This is a genomic window from Luteibacter sp. E-22 (genome assembly GCF_049913125.1).
GTDB lineage: Bacteria > Pseudomonadota > Gammaproteobacteria > Xanthomonadales > Rhodanobacteraceae > Luteibacter.
This window is the reverse complement of record NZ_CP183975.1, coordinates 1,797,858-1,815,067: the sequence shown is the minus strand read 5'-3', so window position 1 is coordinate 1,815,067 and position 17,210 is coordinate 1,797,858. Positions and strand designations below refer to the sequence as shown.

At 66.3% G+C, this 17,210-nt stretch carries 13 protein-coding genes; 9 read left to right on the top strand and 4 right to left on the bottom strand.

Annotated elements, in window-relative coordinates:
• The first annotated feature begins 132 nt into the window (after positions 1 to 132).
• A complete protein-coding gene (locus ACN9M2_RS08175; RefSeq protein ID WP_426287592.1) occupies positions 133 to 1,614 on the top strand; it encodes a hypothetical protein in 1,482 nt (493 codons plus the stop codon).
• Positions 1,615 to 1,642: 28 nt separating this feature from the next.
• On the opposite strand, the gene ACN9M2_RS08170 is transcribed toward ACN9M2_RS08175, so the two are convergent.
• Together ACN9M2_RS08170 and ACN9M2_RS08165 are read right to left on the bottom strand one after the other, a co-directional pair.
• A complete protein-coding gene (locus ACN9M2_RS08170) occupies positions 1,643 to 3,772 on the bottom strand; it encodes a phosphocholine-specific phospholipase C (protein WP_426287591.1) in 2,130 nt (709 codons plus the stop codon).
• A gap of 6 nt (positions 3,773 to 3,778) precedes the next feature.
• Positions 3,779 to 4,570, bottom strand: coding sequence for an inositol monophosphatase family protein (locus ACN9M2_RS08165; protein ID WP_426287590.1), 792 nt, complete (start codon positions 4,568 to 4,570; stop codon positions 3,779 to 3,781).
• Between the two features lie 195 nt (positions 4,571 to 4,765).
• On the opposite strand from ACN9M2_RS08165, the gene ACN9M2_RS08160 reads away from it, so the two are divergent.
• The 6 genes from ACN9M2_RS08160 (at position 4,766) to ACN9M2_RS08135 (ending at position 14,229) form a co-directional block, all read left to right on the top strand.
• Positions 4,766 to 5,767 (top strand): ABC transporter substrate-binding protein, encoded by a 1,002-nt coding sequence (locus ACN9M2_RS08160; RefSeq protein ID WP_426287589.1) that lies wholly within the window; start codon positions 4,766 to 4,768, stop codon positions 5,765 to 5,767.
• 24 nt (positions 5,768 to 5,791) lie between these two features.
• Positions 5,792 to 6,793, top strand: a complete 1,002-nt coding sequence (locus ACN9M2_RS08155) for an ABC transporter ATP-binding protein (protein ID WP_426287588.1) — start codon at positions 5,792 to 5,794, stop codon at positions 6,791 to 6,793.
• A gap of 14 nt (positions 6,794 to 6,807) precedes the next feature.
• On the top strand, positions 6,808 to 8,421 hold the full coding sequence (locus tag ACN9M2_RS08150) for an ABC transporter permease subunit (RefSeq protein ID WP_426287587.1): 1,614 nt from the start codon (positions 6,808 to 6,810) through the stop codon (positions 8,419 to 8,421).
• Positions 8,411 to 9,166, top strand: a complete 756-nt coding sequence (locus ACN9M2_RS08145) for a DeoR/GlpR family DNA-binding transcription regulator (RefSeq protein WP_426287586.1) — start codon at positions 8,411 to 8,413, stop codon at positions 9,164 to 9,166. The genes ACN9M2_RS08150 and ACN9M2_RS08145 overlap by 11 nt, the downstream gene beginning before the upstream one ends.
• 91 nt (positions 9,167 to 9,257) lie before the next feature.
• Positions 9,258 to 12,266: a TonB-dependent receptor gene (locus ACN9M2_RS08140; RefSeq protein WP_426287585.1), complete on the top strand. Its 3,009-nt coding sequence runs from the start codon at positions 9,258 to 9,260 to the stop codon at positions 12,264 to 12,266.
• Positions 12,267 to 12,276: 10 nt separating this feature from the next.
• Positions 12,277 to 14,229 carry a CocE/NonD family hydrolase gene (locus ACN9M2_RS08135; RefSeq protein WP_426287584.1) on the top strand — a complete coding sequence of 651 codons (1,953 nt, stop codon included), beginning with the start codon at positions 12,277 to 12,279 and terminating at the stop codon, positions 14,227 to 14,229.
• A 53-nt stretch (positions 14,230 to 14,282) separates the two neighbouring features.
• On the opposite strand, the gene ACN9M2_RS08130 is transcribed toward ACN9M2_RS08135, so the two are convergent.
• Both ACN9M2_RS08130 and ACN9M2_RS08125 read right to left on the bottom strand, forming a co-directional pair.
• Positions 14,283 to 14,492 carry a tautomerase family protein gene (locus ACN9M2_RS08130; RefSeq protein ID WP_426287583.1) on the bottom strand — a complete coding sequence of 70 codons (210 nt, stop codon included), beginning with the start codon at positions 14,490 to 14,492 and terminating at the stop codon, positions 14,283 to 14,285.
• Positions 14,493 to 14,498: 6 nt separating this feature from the next.
• Positions 14,499 to 15,233, bottom strand: a complete 735-nt coding sequence (locus ACN9M2_RS08125; RefSeq protein ID WP_426287582.1) for an SDR family NAD(P)-dependent oxidoreductase — start codon at positions 15,231 to 15,233, stop codon at positions 14,499 to 14,501.
• Positions 15,234 to 15,357: 124 nt separating this feature from the next.
• Between ACN9M2_RS08125 and ACN9M2_RS08120 the strand changes: the two genes are divergently transcribed.
• Positions 15,358 to 16,275, top strand: a complete 918-nt coding sequence (locus ACN9M2_RS08120) for a LysR substrate-binding domain-containing protein (protein ID WP_426287581.1) — start codon at positions 15,358 to 15,360, stop codon at positions 16,273 to 16,275.
• 43 nt (positions 16,276 to 16,318) lie between these two features.
• The gene (gene asd, locus ACN9M2_RS08115) at positions 16,319 to 17,173 is read left to right on the top strand and encodes an archaetidylserine decarboxylase (RefSeq protein WP_426287580.1); all 855 of its coding nucleotides are present in this window, start codon (positions 16,319 to 16,321) and stop codon (positions 17,171 to 17,173) included.
• The last annotated feature ends 37 nt before the right edge of the window (positions 17,174 to 17,210 follow it).

Genomic DNA, 17,210 nt, shown 5'->3' with positions numbered 1-17,210 from the left:
GGGGGAGTATAGCCGTCCGGGTCCGGGCCCACACGATCGCCATCGGCCATCCTGCCGATGGGCACCCGTGCCCGGCAGGCGTACATTCCGACCTTCCCGCGGGCACGCGACGCCCGGTAAACGGAGTCTGGCATGACCGGTTTCCTGCGCATCCTCGCCGTATCGCTGCTCGTGGCATCCGCCGCCCGGGCCCAGGAGATGCACGACCACGGTATCCCCGAGAAGCTCGGCAACGTGTCGTTTCCGATCTCGTGCGATGCCTCGGTGCAGAAGCCGTTCGATCGTGCCGTCGCCCTCCTCCACTCGTTCGCCTATGCCGCCGCCGGCCAGGCTTTCGAGGGTGTCGTGGCGAAAGACCCGTCGTGCGCCATGGGCCATTGGGGCATCGCGATGGTCTTCTTCCACCCGGTGTGGACGCCCGCCCTGCCGGCGGACACCTTCGCCCGCGGACAGGCGGAGGCCCGGGCGGCGGCGCGCCTCGCTGCCACCTCGTCACCACGCGAGCGGGCGTACATCCAGGCGCTCGGACAGCTTTATCAAGGCGGCGACGTCAAGCCAGCGCAGCGCACCCTTGCCTACGAACAGGCGATGGCCGTCGTCGCCCGCGACAACCCGAAGGACGTCGAGGCGCAGGTGTTCTACGCCGTGGCCCTGCTGTCGAACGCCTCGATGACCGACAAGACACACGCAAAGCAGAAGCAGGCCATAGCGATCCTGGACCCATTGTTCCGCGCACATCCGGATCACCCCGGCATCGCGCACTACCTGATCCACGCTTGCGACAGCACCGAGCTGGCGCAACGTGGCCTGCCGGCGGCGAGGAAATACGCGGACATCGCGCCTTCGGCACCGCATGCCTTGCACATGCCCTCGCACATCTTCACCCGGCTCGGGCTGTGGGACGATTCGATCCACTCCAACCTCGCTTCGAAGATGGCCGCGCGCGAGCACGGCGACACCATGGGCCAGCTGCACGCCATGGACTATCTCGTCTACGCCTATATGCAGACCGGTCGAGACCGGGAGGCGCGCGAGGTCATCGGCGAGATGAAGAGCATGCGCGGCCTCGACATGAACGACTTCGGGGTCGCCTATCCCGCGACCGCCATGCCGATACGCGAGGTCGTGGAGCAAGGCAGATGGAACGAGGCAGCCACGATCGCCCCGCCCGACGGCGCACCCGCCTCGGTGGTGGCCATCGCGGTGTGGGCGAAGGGCCTGGGCCTCGCACGTAGCGGCCATCCCCACGAAGCTCGCGCCCAGGCGGCCCGTCTCGACCAGATCGAGGCCCAGCTCAAGACCTCCGGCGACGACTACTGGTCCACGCAGACCGGCGTCCTGGCCTCCGAGGTAAAGGCATGGGCCGCCCAGGCCAGCGGCGACGCCTCCGCCGCCGTTGCCCTCATGACCGATGCCGCCGAGCGGGAAGACCGGGTCGAGAAGCGACCGGTGACGCCGGGACCGATCGTCCCCGCGCGCGAACAACTCGGCGAACTGCTGCTGGCGCAGAAGCAACCCGGACCGGCGTTAGCCGCGTTCAAGACGGCGCTCACGCAAGCCCCTGGCCGCGCCGGCGCCCTGCGCGGCGAGAAAGCGGCGGAAGCGAGGCGGTAGCCCGAGGGAATCCTGGACGCGAGGTGATTCAGGCCTTGCGTGGACCAGGATCGCTCGTCGCAGGTTTGCCGTCTTCGTGGTGCCCGGCGAAACGCCGGAGGTATCGTGGCGCGCTGGCCGTGGTGACGGCGATGTCGTACCAGCCTGAGCTGGCCGTCAGATCGAGCGGCAAGGCCTGCAACTGTCCAGCGACGAGTTCGAGATCGCGGGGTGCCGTGTTGCCGTAAGCATCCGTGATGCGAGCGGTCACGCTCGTCGTCCCCCGGTTGCTCAAGCGCACTTCGACGGCACGGGTGCCCGACTTGCCGGCAACGACCACTTCCAGCCCGTCATCGGCAAAACCGCGCAGATGCGCGAAGTATCCGTTAGGGCCATGGATGCGTCGGTCATAGCCGTCGCCCGCTTTCGCCAGCGCCCAGCGATCCTCGATGCGCTTGCCTGCGCTGACCGCATAGCGACGCGGCGGGGCTTCGCGCTGGAGTCCGTCATAGACGAGGAATGCGGCGCCGAGACGGCCGCTATTGGTGAAGACGATACGACTGCTGTCCGCATCCAGGCGATGCTCGACCGTCCATGCGTAGCCAACGGCGCGCGAGGGGCGCGTGCCCGGTTCCTGCACGGGCATGGCCTGCTCGCGCGGCACCGTGATCGCGGCCTTGCCGTCCGAACCGGCCGGCACGCCGAGCGTCGGTACATGCTGGTCGGCGCTGCCGGCGAAATCGAAGGCGCTGGTCAGGTCGCCGCACACCGAGCGGCGCCACGTACCGATGTTCGGTTCCTCGATACCGAAACGCTTTTCGAGGAAACGCAACACCGAGGTGTGATCGAAGGTTTCCGAGCAGACCCAGCCACCACGGGTCCACGGCGAGACCACGATCATCGGCACGCGATTGCCCAGGCCGACCGGTTGTTCACCGCGTGGATCGCTTCCCGGCACGAGCGGCGACGAAATCCTCGGATGGGCGTCGAGGTCCATGATCTCGTCGCCCAGGCCGGCGAGCAGATCGTCGGAAACCACGCCCTGCCCGTCCTCGCCGCTTTCCAGTGGCGGCGCCGGCGGTACCACGTGATCGAAGAAACCGTCGTTCTCGTCGTAGTTGAGGAACAGGACCGTGCGGCTCCACACCTTCGGATTGGCGGTCAGCGCTTCGATGACGCGACGGATGTAGAACGCGCCATCGGCGGGTGACGAGGTGGGATGTTCGCTGTACTTGTACGGCGCGACGATCCATGTCACCTGCGGCAGGCGGTCGTGCAACACGTCGTCGCGCAACTCGCGAAGGTTGTGGTTCGACACGCCGTTGCGCACGAGCGAACCCTTCGGATCGGCGCCTTCCTTCACCTGGTATTTCGCGAAGAACTCCAGCGAATTGTCCGTGTAGTTGTCGGTCGGCGAACCCGGATCGCCGGTACCGCCCTGATACACACGCCAGCTGACGCCGGCCTTCTCCAACCGCTCGGGGTATGTGGTCCACGTATAACCATTCGCATCGGGGCGTTCCTCGGTGCCCGGTCCGTTGTCCTTCGTACCCAGCCGTCCGGAAGGATCGGCCGTGCCGCTCCAGAGGTAGATCCGGTTGATCGCGGTGTCGGCGAGTGCCGAGGCGTGGTACGCGTCACATACGGTGAAGGCATCGGCGAGCGCGTAGTGGAAGGCGGCATCCTCGCGGCGCAGGTACGCCATCGTCAGCACATCCTGCTTTTGCTCGATCCAGCGATCGTTGCGGCCGAGGTTCCAGGCACCGTGGCCGCTGCTCCAGCCGTGGTCGGTGCCCTCGTGATGATCGCCGCAGGCGCGCGTGTCCAGGTGGAACGGATAGACCCAGCCCACGTCATCGCCAATGCCGCGCGCCTTCCAGTATTTCGTGCGCGCCGCCGTCACCGGCTGGCGCCACACCGGGTCGCCGTTGCCGAGTTCCAGCACGCGCGGATCGGCGAAGCCACGCACGCCACGCAGGCTGCCGAAGTAGTGGTCGAACGAGCGGTTCTCCTGCATGAGGATCACCACGTGGCCGACATCCGCGATCGTGCCGGTGCGCCGGTCGGGGCCGGTCGCCAGGGCCTTGGCGATAGCCGCCGGGAAACCCTGCGCGATCAGCGAGGCGGCGACGGTGGCGCCTGCGGCATGAAGGAAATGGCGACGATCGCGGGAAAACATCCGGCATCAGTCCCTAGCTAGCGATTCGATGAGTGCCGCATGCAAGGCGGGCGTGGCCGCGGCGACGACGCGACCGCCGCTGTCGAGGCCAAGCGCGCGGCCTTCCCAGTCGGTCATGACGCCACCGGCGGCTTCGACCACCGGCGCGATGGCGAGGTAGTCGTACGGCATGAGGTTGGCCTCGACCACCGCATCGATATGACCGGCCGCCAACATGCCATAGCCGTAGCAGTCGCCGCCGAACCGGCGCGCATACGCGTCACGGCTCGTGCGGTCGAAACGGGACCATTCGTCAGGGCTGAACATGTCCGGCGTGGTCGTGTAAAGCGTGGCGGCCGCGAGCGTCTCGCATGCACGGGTACGGCAGGGCAGCCCGTTCATCGTCGTTCCCACGCTCGTGTGCCCGATCCAGCGCTCGTCCAGCACGGGCATGTCCAGCACGCCCAGTACCGGCTTGCCGTGACGGAGCAAGGCCAGCAAGGTGCCCCAGAGCGGCCAGCCTGAAATGAAGCTGCGCGTGCCGTCGATGGGATCGATCGACCAGACGTACTCCGCGTCCATGCGCGTCGCGCCGTACTCCTCGCCGAGCAGGCCGTGCGAGGGCCACGCCAGTTCGATGCGTTCGCGCAACATCGATTCCACCCCCCGGTCCACGGCTGTCACGGGGCTCATGTCACCCTTGAGCGTCACGTCCACCGGGCGGCGGAATCGCGGCAGGGACAACGCACGCGCGTTATCGGCGATACCCGTGGCGAATGCCTCGAACTCCTTCCGCTCATCGGCGGACAACGATTCCATCAACGACACTCCTGGCTGGAAAGAACGTGCGCCGTTAGCGACCGCACGTTTCGGGATGATGACAAAAACGAAAATTCTCTGGTGGACGCAGTAGCCACAGGTTTGCAAATATACCCAAAATGCCACACGGTTGGTGCATCATGGACCTTCCGCGGGGCAGCTTCGACGAACCGCGTCACAGGGTGAAAGCCGGCCATGCGTCCATACCGCCACATCGGAAGCGTCATCGCGCTGCTCGCCGCCTGTGGCGTGGCCCGTGCCGGCACGGTCACCGTGTACTCCGCGCTGGAGAGCGACGAGATCGCCACCTACCTCGGCGCCGCGAAGAAGGCGCTGCCCGGCCTCGATATCCGGGTCCTGCGCCTGTCCAGTGGCGACCTCGCCGCGCGCCTGCTCGCCGAATCGGCCGAACCACGCAACGACGCGATCTGGGGCATGGCGGTCACCGACATGCTCGAACCGAGCATCGCCATGCTGCTCGCGCCGGTGCACGGGCCGAACATCGATCGCATCCCAGCGGCGTTCCGCGCCACCGACGGGCTCTGGTTCGCGCCCACGGGATACCTCGCCGCCCTGTGCGTCAACCGCGAAGCCCTGGCCGAACGTCACCTGCCGATGCCACGCAGCTGGCGCGATCTCGCCTCGCCGGCATACAAGGGCCAGGTGGCGATGCCCGATCCGTCGTCGTCCGGCACGGGGTACATGCTGGTGTCTTCGCTATCGGACGCCGGTCGCGACCCCGAAGGCATGAACCTGCTGCGCGATATCTCGCGCAACGTCGGCCAGGTGACCTTGTCCGGTTCGGCACCGTGCAAGCTCGCGCGCATCGGCGAATTTCCCATCGGCATCTCGTTCGCCTTCTCGGCCATGCAATCCATCCGCCAGGGCTATCCGGTGACGATGGTGATACCGGAAGGGCGCAAAGGCTACGAACTGGAGGCATCCGCGCTGATGAAGGGCTCTCCGCACGCGGATGACGCGAAGCGCTTCCTCGACTGGACCGCGTCGCCCGAAGCGGCGGCGCTGTACCGCGGCTACAAGGAGATCGTCGCCGCTCCCGGCAGCGTGCCGAGCGCGGAACAACAACGGCAGGGCTTGCCCGCCGACCTGGTCGCGACGCTGCCCGCGCGCGACTTCGCCACCGCGGCGCGCGAACGCGCGGCGCTCATCGCCAGATACAAGCGGCTGACGCGCTAGCGCGCGGCCGGGGGGAGTTGGGGAATGCATTTGCGGATCGACGACATCACGAAGGCATGGGCGGGGCATACCGTGCTCGATGGCGTTTCCTTCGACGCCGGGGAGAGCGAGTTCGTCTGCCTGCTCGGGCCTAGCGGCTGCGGCAAGACCACCCTGCTGCGCATCGTCGCGGGATTGACCGCGGCGGACGCGGGACGCGTGATCCTCGGCGGTCGCGACATCAGCGAGCTGCCCGCACGCGAGCGGCGCATGGGCCTGGTCTTCCAGGCCTACTCCCTGTTCCCCGACATGACCGCCGCGGCCAATGTCGGCTATCCCATGCGCCTGCGCCGCGACGCCCCGGCGAAGATCGCCGCGCGCTGCAGCGAATTGCTGGAACGGGTCGGGCTGGGCGGGCTCGGCGCGCGTTTCCCCGACGAACTCTCCGGCGGCCAGCAGCAGCGCGTGGCCCTGGCCCGCGCCCTCGCCACCGAGCCGGCCATGCTCCTGCTCGACGAACCGCTCTCCGCCCTCGATCCCGCCATACGCGGGCAGTTGCGCAGCGAGATCCGCCTGCTCCAGCGTGCCCTCGGCATCCCGACCATCATGGTGACGCACGACCAGGAAGAAGCGCTGGCGATGGCGGACACGATCGTCTGCATGAATCGCGGCAGGATCGAACAGACCGGCAGCCCCCGCGACCTCTACGAGCGGCCGCGTTCCCGTTTCGTCGCCGAATTCATAGGCCGCGCCAACCTGCTGCCGACGGCGTTCGTACGCGAGGCGATGCCAGGGTTCCTGGAACGGCGGCCGCCCGGCGACGAGGCCACATACGAGTTGTGCCTGCGTCCCGAGGACATCGTGATCGAAAGCGACCCGCGCGGCGAGGCCGTGATCGAGGACACCGTCTTCCTCGGCAACCTCGCGCGCATCACCCTCGCCTGGCGCGGCCGGAAGCTGCTGGTGGAACAGCCCGGGCGCAGCGCGTTGGGGCGCGGCGAGCCGGTTTCCGTGGATGCGTTGCGCGGCGCGTGGGTGTGCGCGTGAACCGTAGTCACGCCATGAGCATCGTCCTGCTGGCGGTTCCGCTGCTATGCCTGCTCGTGTTTTTCCTGCATCCACTGGCGACCGTGCTCGTGCGCAGCGTCACCGACGCAAACGGTGCATGGACGCTCGCGAACTATGGCCGCCTGTTCGACGATCCCGGGCTTCCGCGAGCCGCGCTACGCAGCCTGGCCATCGGCGTCGCCACCACGCTATGCACCGTTTCGCTGGGCCTGTGCCTGGCGATGGCCTTGCATCGGTCCCGCCTGCCCGGGAAAGCCCTGATTCGCGCCGCCCTGCTGCTGCCGATGCTCGCGCCCTCGCTCGTGCTCGCGCTCGGCCTCGTCTGCCTGCTCGGACGCAACGGGCTCGTGCATCGCCTCACCGGCCTGCCCACCGATATCTACGGGTTTTGGGGTTTGCTCATCGCGAACACGCTCTACGGGCTGCCGCAGGTGGTGATCATCGTGTCCGCCGCGCTGGGCCGCACCCCGGCACGCCACTATGACGCCGCCGAATCCATGGGCGCCACCCCATGGCGACAATTCCTCGACGTGACCATCCCCCGGCTGCGTTTCGCCCTGCTCGCGGCGGCCTTCCTGGTCTTCACCGAAACGCTCACCGACTTCGGCAGCGCCGTGGTCGTCGGCGGCAGCTACCGCGTGTTGGCGGTGGAGATCTATGGCGAAGTGGTCGGACAGCTGGATTTCGCCATGGGCGCGACGCTGGGCGTGGTGCTGCTGGCACCCGCCCTGCTCTCGGTGTGGCTGGCCCGGTTGGCGAAACGCCGGCAGGACACGGGCGACGCGAGCCCGGGCCGCACGCTGGTTCCCGCGCGGCACCCATGGCGCGACGCCGCGCTGGGCGGCATCTCGCTGCTGACCCTGCTGCCGCTCGTCGGCGTGGTCGCCACCGTCGCCTATGTCAGCGTGGTGAAGCTGTGGCCCTACGACCGCACGCTCACGCTCGCCAACTACATGGGTGGCATGCCGGATGGCTACGGCCCCGTGGCCACGTCGATCACCATGTCGTTGCTTGCCGCGTGCGCCGGCGTGCCGCTGGTGTTCGCCCTGTCCGCCGGACTGCGCCGTGCACCGCCATTCATCGCGAAGCCCGTGCAGTTCATCGCTTCCCTGCCTGCCGCCGTGCCAGGCCTCGTGTTGGGCCTGGGCTACGTGCTGGCCTTCAACCACGGACCACTTTCCAGCTGGCTTTACGGAAGCGTGGCGATCGTGGCCGCGTGCAGCCTCTTCCATTACCACGCGCAAGCCTTCCTCACGATGCAGACCGGCATGCGCCAGGTGCCGGAAGCGTTGGACGACGCCGTGGCGGTATCCGGCGGCACGACCTTCCACGGCTTGCGCGACGCCGTATGGCCGTTCGCCGCACCGGCGGCGATATCCACCTTCTTCTACCTGTTCATGCGCTCCATGGTGACGTTGTCGGGCGTGATTTTCCTGGTCACTCCCGAACTCGGGCTCGCCTCGGTCACGGTGATGCGCCTGGACGAAAACGGGTTCCTCGCGCAAGCCGCCGCGTATGCGATGTGCGTCGTGCTTGCCAGCGCACTCGCACTCGGCGCCATGCGCCTCCTCCTCCACGTACTCAAGGACCGACGCCATGTGGCATGAAGAACGGCATTCCCGCATTCGCGACCTGCTGCGCACCAGCGGCCAGGTGTCCGTCGAACGGATCGTCACCGAACTGGGCGTGTCGCGCGAGACGATCCGCCGCGACCTCGTCGAACTGGCCGAGCGCGGCGAGATCCGGCGCGTGCACGGCGGCGCGGTGCTCACCGGCGACGAGCCGCCGATCGACGTGCGCCACGCCACGCGGGTGCGCGAGAAACGCGCCATTGCCAAGAAGGTGGCCAGCCTCGTCGAAAGTGGCCAGACCATCTTCATGGACGCGGGCAGCACGATGAACCTCGTGGCCGAAGCGCTCGCCACGCGCAGCGGGCTCACCATCGTCACCAACGCGGTGGACGTGGCCTCGCGCTTCGCCGCGCGGGCCGGCAACGACGTGCATCTCCTCGGCGGCCGCTTCAATGCGCAGACCGGTTGCACCCAGGGTGCAGCGACCGTCGCCGAAATCGCCCGGTATCAACCTCACCTCACCATCCTTTCGCCGGTCGGTATCGACGCCAAGGCCGGCGCCAGCAGCTTCGAGATGGAAGAAGCCGAGATCGCACGGGCGATGTGTGCCAACGCACGCCGCATCGTCATCGCGGCCGACCATTCCAAGATGGGCGTACGCAGCCGCGTCGCCTGGTGTCCCGCCGACCGCATCGACGTGCTGGTCACCGACCGTCGCTCGGAAAAGTCCCGCGCGATCGCCGCCATTCGTAAGGCCGTAGGCGAGATCGCCTACGCCTGAAACAACACCGCGCCAGGAAGGCCGCCTTCCGTCTTTCGTTTAAATCGATTGAAACCACTCTGTCACATACACCCCCTTCCCGGAGCATCCCATGAGTCCCCGCCCCACCCTCCGACGTACCCTCTTATGCGCCGCGGTCGCGGCATCCCTGTCCGGTGTCGCCTTCGGCCAGGCCACCACCGGCCGCATCGCCGGACAGGCGCCGATCGCCGCTGGTGAAACCGTCCTCATCGAAGGCAGCAACGGCATCACCCGCGAGGTGTCCGTCGACGCGCGCGGCCGTTATGTGGCCGAATCGCTGCCCCTGGCCACCTACAAGGTTTCGCTGAAGGCCAACGGCAACATCGTCGACACGCGCGACAACATCACCCTGCGCGTGGGCGCCGCCACCGACGTCTCGTTCGAAGCGGCTTCGGGCACGGCCCAGCAGCTCGAAGGCGTGACCGTTTCGGCCACCAACCTGCCGAAGATCGACGTCGCCACCGTCGCTTCCAGCACGGTGATCACCGCCGCCGACATGGCCCGCCTGCCGCTGCAGCGCTCGGCCGAGGCCGTGGCCCTGCTCGCACCGGGTGCCTCGCCGGGCTATACCGGATTCAAGAACGCCTTCGGTGGCAGCCTGGTCAGCTTCGCCGGTTCGGCCGTCTCGGAGAACGCGTATTACATCAACGGCATGAACACGACCGATCCGCTCAGTGGCTTCGGCGGCGTCACCCTGCCCTACGGTGCCGTGGACCAGCAGGAGGTGCTCAGCGGCGGTTACTCCGCGATGTACGGCCGTTCGGACGGTGGCGTCATCAGCCAGGTCGGCAAGCGCGGCACCAACGAATGGCACTTCGGGGCCCAGGTGCTCTGGGAGCCGGACTTCGCCCGCGCGAGTGCGCGCAACATCACCTATGGCCATGACAACCCGGCGCCTCCGGGCACGATCAACCAGCGCAACGACGACAACCACGAGTGGAGCACCACGGTCAGTGCCTACGCCGGTGGTCCGTTGATCAAGGACAAGCTGTATGCGTTCGCCGCCGTGGAGATGGAACGCAGCAAGGGCAACAGCATCGGCGACGTGAACCACGCATACGACACGAAGTACACGTACAAGGACCCGAAGTGGTACGGCAAGCTCGACTGGAACATCAATGACAGCAACATCCTCGAGCTGACCGGCGTCAACCAGACCCATCGATCCAACGGCAACAAGTACACCTACGATTACGACACGAACACCGTCGGCGATTTCGCCAGCACGGATTCGACATACAAGACCAAGGCCATGGTCTATGTCGCCAAGTTCACCAGCTACATCACCGACGACCTGACCCTCACCGCGCTGTACGGCAAGTCGAAGCTCACCTATTACAACGAGCCACCGGCCACGGGCGTCACCGGCCCGTTCATCGGCAACGTCAGCCAGCAGAACCCGGCGCTCAACGGCGGCACGCCGATCACCAATGGGCAGACGCTGGACACGATCGACAATCCGGACCACGAATCCACCAACCGCAACCTTCGCGTCGACCTCAACTACAAGATCGGCGACCACTCGATCACCGCCGGCATCGACAACCAGGATTCGCGCGACATCGACGACGGCACGACGATCGGTGGCGAAGGTTACGAGCTGTGGTACGCCAAGGGCGACAAGAACCTCAACATCAGCGACAGCCCCTTCGTCGACAAGCCGGGCAATTACCCGGGCGGCGAAACCGGCTACTACGGCTATTACCGCCACTACAACACGCTCGCCTCCGTGCGCGTGAAGCAGCGTGCCCAGTACATCATGGACGACTGGCAGGTCACCGACCGCCTGCTGCTTTCGCTGGGCCTGCGCAACGACCAGTTCACCAACTACAACCCCGCCGGCCAGCCCTACCTGAAGCTGACCAAGCCGCAGTGGGCGCCGCGCCTGGGCTTCAGCTGGGACGTGAACGGCGATTCCAGCATGAAGATCTACGGCAACGCCGGCCGCTACTTCCTGGCCATGCCGGCATCCGTGGCGCTGCGCACCTCGGCCGGTTCGCTGGCCACCAACCAGTACTTCACCTATACGGGCATCGACACGAGCGGCATGCCGACCGGCGTGACCTTCATCCAGTCGGCCACCGGTGGCGCCGTGTCTCCCAATGGCGAGTACGGCCAGCCGCCCGATCCCAAGACCGTCAGCGCCAAGAACATCAAGTCGGAGTACCAGGACGAGTTCATCCTCGGCATGGACAAGCAACTGAATGCCGATTGGATCGCGGGCGCGAAGGCCACGGTACGCAAGCTTCGCAACGCGCTGGACGACGTCTGCGACAACGGCGCGATCACCCGCGCGGCCATCGCCCAGGGCGCGGATATCGATGCGGTGACGGTCGGCAGCTGCTATCTGTCGAACCCGGGGCGTGCGAACGTCTACCAGCTGGCCAACAACACCGGTGGCTACACCAATGTCACGGTGACCAACGCGGACTTCGGTTTCAGCCATCTCAAGCGCAACTACTACGGCCTGGACCTGTACCTGTCGCATCCGTTCGATGGCACGTGGTCGGGCAAGATCGACTACCTGTACTCGCGCAGCTACGGCAACACGGAAGGCCAGGTGCGTTCGGACGTCGGACAGGGTTCCGTCGCGGCATCGCGCGACTGGGATTACGCCACGCTGATGAACTACGCCAACGGCTACCTGGCCAACGACCGCAAGCACCAGTTGAAGCTCTACGGTTCCTACCAGATCGCCCCGGAGTGGCTGGTCTCGGCCAACCTGCTCATCCAGTCCGGCTTGCCGAAGTCGTGCCTGGGCCGCTACGGTGAGGCCGAGGGCGATCCGTCCGGCTACGGCAGCTATTACCACTTCTGCTTCGGCGAACCCTCGGCCTATGGCGCGAAGGGCCGCGAGCCGTGGGAAGAGCTGGTCGACGTCAACCTCGAATACCGTCCGTTGTGGGCCGACCGCAAGCTCGCCTTCACCGCATCGGTGTTCAACGTGCTGAACCAGCAGCGGTCGCAGCGGACCAACCCTGTCTCGGGAAGCAAGAACTCGGTGAACGACGGCTACCAGCAGGTCATCAGCTACACCCAGCCGCGTTACGCCCGCTTCGGTGTCACTTACGACTTCTAACGGGAAGCCCATGCATCCACTACTGCGACTGGGTATCGTCGCGCTTGCCGCCGGAGTCCTCGCGACTCCGGCGGTCGGCGGCGAAAAGACCTACAAAGACCTGCCGACGGAGACGCCGGCCAAATTCACGCCGACGAATCCCGGCTTCGATTACGTGCGCCGCACGGTCGAGATCCCGATGCGCGACGGCGTCAAGCTGCATACCGTGATCCTCGTTCCCAAGGGCGCGACGCACGCGGGCATCCTGCTCACGCGCACACCCTATGGTGCCGACGGCATGGGACATCGCAGCGACAGCCCGCACCTGGGCCCCGCCCTGCGCGGCTACGACAACCCGGCCGACATCATCGTCCAGGACGGCTATATCCGCGTGATCCAGGATATCCGCGGCAAGAACGGGTCCGAAGGCGATTTCGTCATGAACCGGCCGCCGATCGGACGCGGCAACCCCACGCCGGTCGACGAATCCTCCGACATCTACGACACGGTCGACTGGCTGGTGAAGCACGTGCCGGAATCGAACGGCAAGGTCGGCATCATCGGGATCTCCTACGACGGCTTCGAGGCGATGGTCGCCACGATCCGTCCGCATCCCGCCCTCAAGGTGGCCGTGCCGATCAACCCGATGATCGACGGCTGGATGGGCGACGACTGGTTTCATCGTGGCGCGTTCCGCCAGCAGATGATTCCCTACATCTATGGCATGGTGAACTCGCGCGGCAGCGACATCGGCTGGACCACGGGCTACCGTGACGATTACGACCTGTACCTGCGCGGCGGCTCCGCCGGCGATATCGGCCGCGCCTACGGCATGGAGGCACTCGGCTTCTGGCAGAAACTGCTCGCCCACCCCGCCTACGACAGCTTCTGGTCCGAACAGGCCATCGACAAGGTCGCGGCGAAGGAACCGATGACCGTGCCGACCATGCTCGTGCACAGCCTGTGGGACCAGGAAGACAACTACGGCGACATGGCGGTATACCGCGCGCTCGCCCCACGCGATCCCGGGCACACGAAGTTGTGGCTCGTGCTGGGTCCGTGGCGTCACGCCAAGACCTGGGAAAAGGGCGACACCATCGGCGCGATCGACCTGGGCAGCGATACGGGCACCACCTTTCGCCAGAAGATCCTCCGTCCCTTCCTCGCCCAATACCTGAAGGACGATGCGCCGAAGGCGGACATCGCGCCGGTCAATGCCTTCGTCACCGGCGAGAACACCTGGCGACAGCTCGATACCTGGCCTTCGGCCTGCCGCACCGGCTGCGCGCCCGCCATGCAGCGCTGGTTCGTCGAAGCCGACGGTGGCCTCGCCACGACGGCACCCGCGAAGGGCGAGGACGAATACGTTTCCGATCCGGCGAAGCCGGTGCCCTACCGCGTGCGTCCGATCCAGTCGTGGTCGCACGGCGTGGCGGATCGCGAGGATTCCTGGCCGGAATGGCTCGTGGACGACCAGCGCCAGTTCGCTACGCGTACCGACGTGCTCACCTACGTATCGCCCGTGCTCGACAAGCCCATGGGTGTATCCGGAGAGCCGCTGGTGCACTTGCTTGCGTCCACCAGCGGCACGGACAGCGATTGGGTGGTGAAACTGATCGACGTCTATCCCGATGAGGTCGAGGAGAAACCGTCGATGGGCGGTTACCAGCTACCGGTCGCCATGGAGATCTTCCGTGGCCGCTATCGCGAGGGCTACGACAAGCCCATGGCGCTGACACCGGACAAGCCCCTCGAATACCGCTTCCCGTTGCCGACGGTGAACCACGTGTTCCAGCCCGGGCACCGGGTGATGGTGCAGGTCCAGTCGAGCTGGTTTCCGTTGTACGACCGCAACCCGCAGACCTTCGTCCCGAACATCTTCAACGCGAAGCCGGGCGATTACCGCAAGGCGACGCAGAAGATCGTTCGCGACGGGGAGAACGGCACCTACCTGGAGTTGCCGGTCGTCCCCGCGAACCCGTAACCATCAGTGCCACGAGCGGCGGCCCGGACGTAGCGTCCAGGCCGCCGCCTCCGTTACGTGCCGGGGTCCGGACCGCGCAATCGCGATGTCGGAACACCGCGATATCCCCAGTCTTCCATCGCGACCTCGTCGATCACGACGTGGGTCAGCTCAGGCGACTTGCCCAGCACGCGCTCGAGTGTTTCGGTGATCTCCGCGATCACCTGGGCCTTCTGCGCGGGCGTGTTGCCTTCACGAGTGATGCGAACGTTGACGTAGGGCATGACGGCTTACCAGCGGCCGGCGCTCGAACCGCCATCGACCGGCAGCACGACGCCATTGGTGAACTTGCTGGTCACGAGGTAGACGACCGCTTCGGCGATGTCCTCGGGGCGGCCCAGCCGGCCCATCGGATTCAGGCCGCTCAGGAAGCCATGGGTCTCCGGTGCGTGCATCGGGGTCTCGATGATGCCGGGGGCGACCGCGCTCACCTTGACGTTATGCGGCGACAGTTCGATCGCCAGGCCACGCGTGACGTCGTTGAGGCCGCCCTTGATCAGCACGGGCAACGCCGAGGGCACGTTACGGTCCGGCTGCAAGCCCAGGCTCGCCGTGATGTTGACGATGTGTCCGCTCTTGCGTGCGGACATGTGGCGCGCCGCGACCTGGGACGGGTAGATGAAACCGCGCAGGTTGGTGTCGATTAGCGTGTCGATCTCGTCGATCGTGTATTCGGCGAAGGGCTTGGCGATGAAGATGCCGGCATTGTTGACCAGCACGTCGACCTGGCCGAAGGCTTCGATGGCGTGGTCGAACAGGCGCTCGGCGGTCTCACGCAGGGCGATGTCGCCGGCGACGGCGAGGAAGCGGTCGGGATGGCCAAGCGAGGCGGCGGCCTCGTCCAGGCGAGCCTGGCTGCGGCCGTTGCCGACCACGTTGTAGCCGAGGTCGAGGAAGGCTTTGGCGATGGCGAAACCGAGGCCGCTGGAGGCGCCGGTGACGATGACGGTTTGACGGGTGCTCATGATGGTTGCTCCGAACATGATCAGGGTTCCGGAACAGGCGTTCCGGGCTGACCGACAATCTATTGCCACGCCCGGTGCGCATAAATAAGATCGGAAGCAATTGAATAGTTACATGGTGTAATCGATGCACAGGCAATTCGACGACCTGATGCTCGGCAGCGTCGAGCTGTTTTGCCTTGCCGGTGAACTGGGTGGCTTCACCGCCGCGGCCACGGCGGCAGGCGTGACGCCCGCGGCGGTCAGCCGTTCGGTCGCCCGGCTGGAGGCACGCCTCGGCGTTCGCCTGTTCGTCCGCAGCACCCGGCAGATACGGCTCACCGACGCGGGCCGCATCTACATGGAACAGTGCCGGCAGGCGCTGGCCCAGTTCGCCGACGCGGAGCGGCTCGCCAGTGGGCAGCAAGCGCAGCTATCCGGACGGCTGCGCATCAGCGTGCCGACCACGTATGCGCACTATCGCCTGCTGCCGATGCTGCCCGACTTCCATCGCGAGCATCCGGACGTGCGCTTCGACCTGCACATCAGCAATCGCAACGTCGGTTTTTCCGACGAGGCCTTCGATCTCGCGATCCGCGTGCGGCCGCAAGCGGATTCCACGCTGATCCTGCGTCACCTGGAAGATGCGCCCCTGGTGCTGGTCGCCACGCCCGCTTATATGGAAACGCATCGCGTGCCACGCTCGCTGGCCGATCTGGCCGCCCATGAATGCATCCAGTTCGACCTGCCGAGCAGCGGCCGGCGTATCCCCTGGTTGTTCCGGGAAGATGGCGAAGACGTGGAGTTCGAGACGGAAAGCGCGTTCACGGTATCGGAGGACGTGCTCGGCGGCGTGACCCTGGCCCGCGCGGGTGCGGGACTGTTTCAGACCTATCGCTTCATCGTGGAAAAGGATCTCGCCGATGGCTCCCTGGTCGAGGTGTTGCCCGAGCTGGCGGGACGTTCCCGCCCCTACAACCTGCTCTATCCGCACAGCCGGTTCGTACCGCCACGCGTGCGCGCGTTCATCGATTTCCTGACGGCCCGGGTGGCGGTAGAGCGGTAACGGGCATCGCGGACAGGGTCCGCTCCCACCTATACTCCTGCGCATGAAGCCCAATGTCCTGCTGCAGTACATCCTCCCGCACCGCTTTCTCTCGCGCATCGTCTACCAGGCGACCCGGTGGGAGTGGGCTCCATGGAAGAATTTTCTCATTCGGGAGATCGTGCAGCGCTATGCCGTCGACATGAGCCAGGCCGCCCAACCGGACCCGTTCGCGTACCAGCACTTCAATGCGTTCTTCACCCGCAAGCTCAAGGCCGGCGCACGCGAGGCCGATCCGGACCCGCAGGCGATCCTGTCACCGGCTGACGGACGGATCAGCCAGTCCGGACGTATCCGTGACGGCCGTATCTTCCAGGCGAAGGGCCAGGAATACAGCGCGGCGGAACTGCTGGGCGACGAGACCGCGGCGGCGCCGTTCCGCAACGGCAGCTTCGTCACCATCTACCTGTCACCGCGCGACTACCACCGCGTGCACATGCCACTCGCGGGCAAGCTCACCGGTACCACGCATGTCCCCGGCCGCATCTTCAGCGTGGCCCCGTTCGCGGTCGAAGCCATTCCGCGGCTGTTCGCGCGTAACGAGCGCCTCGTCTGCCATTTCCAGGGCGAACACGGCCCCTTCGTATCGGTCATGGTCGGGGCGATCCTGGTCTCCAGCGTGGCCACCGTATGGGACGGCATGGCCATCCCGCCGTATGCCTCGGACATCATCCGCAACGATTGCCGCGGCCGCGACGTGACGCTGGAACGCTTCGCCGAGATGGCTCGCTTCAACATGGGCTCGACCGTCATCCTCCTGTTGCCCGAGGGTTACACCCTGGACGAACTCAAGCCACAACAACAGGTTATCGTCGGGCAACGGATTGGGGCCTGGACCGGCACCCGCGTGGAGCAATGACCGAACGCGTCACAATGTGACGAAAACGTCTTACATT

Coding starts and splice junctions, on each gene's coding strand:
- ACN9M2_RS08175 (WP_426287592.1), top strand. CDS start 133: ATGACCGGTTTCCTGCGCATCCTCGCCGTATCGCTGCTCGTGGCATCC.
- ACN9M2_RS08170 (WP_426287591.1), bottom strand. CDS start 3,772: ATGTTTTCCCGCGATCGTCGCCATTTCCTTCATGCCGCAGGCGCCACC.
- ACN9M2_RS08165 (WP_426287590.1), bottom strand. CDS start 4,570: ATGGAATCGTTGTCCGCCGATGAGCGGAAGGAGTTCGAGGCATTCGCC.
- ACN9M2_RS08160 (WP_426287589.1), top strand. CDS start 4,766: ATGCGTCCATACCGCCACATCGGAAGCGTCATCGCGCTGCTCGCCGCC.
- ACN9M2_RS08155 (WP_426287588.1), top strand. CDS start 5,792: ATGCATTTGCGGATCGACGACATCACGAAGGCATGGGCGGGGCATACC.
- ACN9M2_RS08150 (WP_426287587.1), top strand. CDS start 6,808: ATGAGCATCGTCCTGCTGGCGGTTCCGCTGCTATGCCTGCTCGTGTTT.
- ACN9M2_RS08145 (WP_426287586.1), top strand. CDS start 8,411: ATGTGGCATGAAGAACGGCATTCCCGCATTCGCGACCTGCTGCGCACC.
- ACN9M2_RS08140 (WP_426287585.1), top strand. CDS start 9,258: ATGAGTCCCCGCCCCACCCTCCGACGTACCCTCTTATGCGCCGCGGTC.
- ACN9M2_RS08135 (WP_426287584.1), top strand. CDS start 12,277: ATGCATCCACTACTGCGACTGGGTATCGTCGCGCTTGCCGCCGGAGTC.
- ACN9M2_RS08130 (WP_426287583.1), bottom strand. CDS start 14,492: ATGCCCTACGTCAACGTTCGCATCACTCGTGAAGGCAACACGCCCGCG.
- ACN9M2_RS08125 (WP_426287582.1), bottom strand. CDS start 15,233: ATGAGCACCCGTCAAACCGTCATCGTCACCGGCGCCTCCAGCGGCCTC.
- ACN9M2_RS08120 (WP_426287581.1), top strand. CDS start 15,358: ATGCACAGGCAATTCGACGACCTGATGCTCGGCAGCGTCGAGCTGTTT.
- asd (WP_426287580.1), top strand. CDS start 16,319: ATGAAGCCCAATGTCCTGCTGCAGTACATCCTCCCGCACCGCTTTCTC.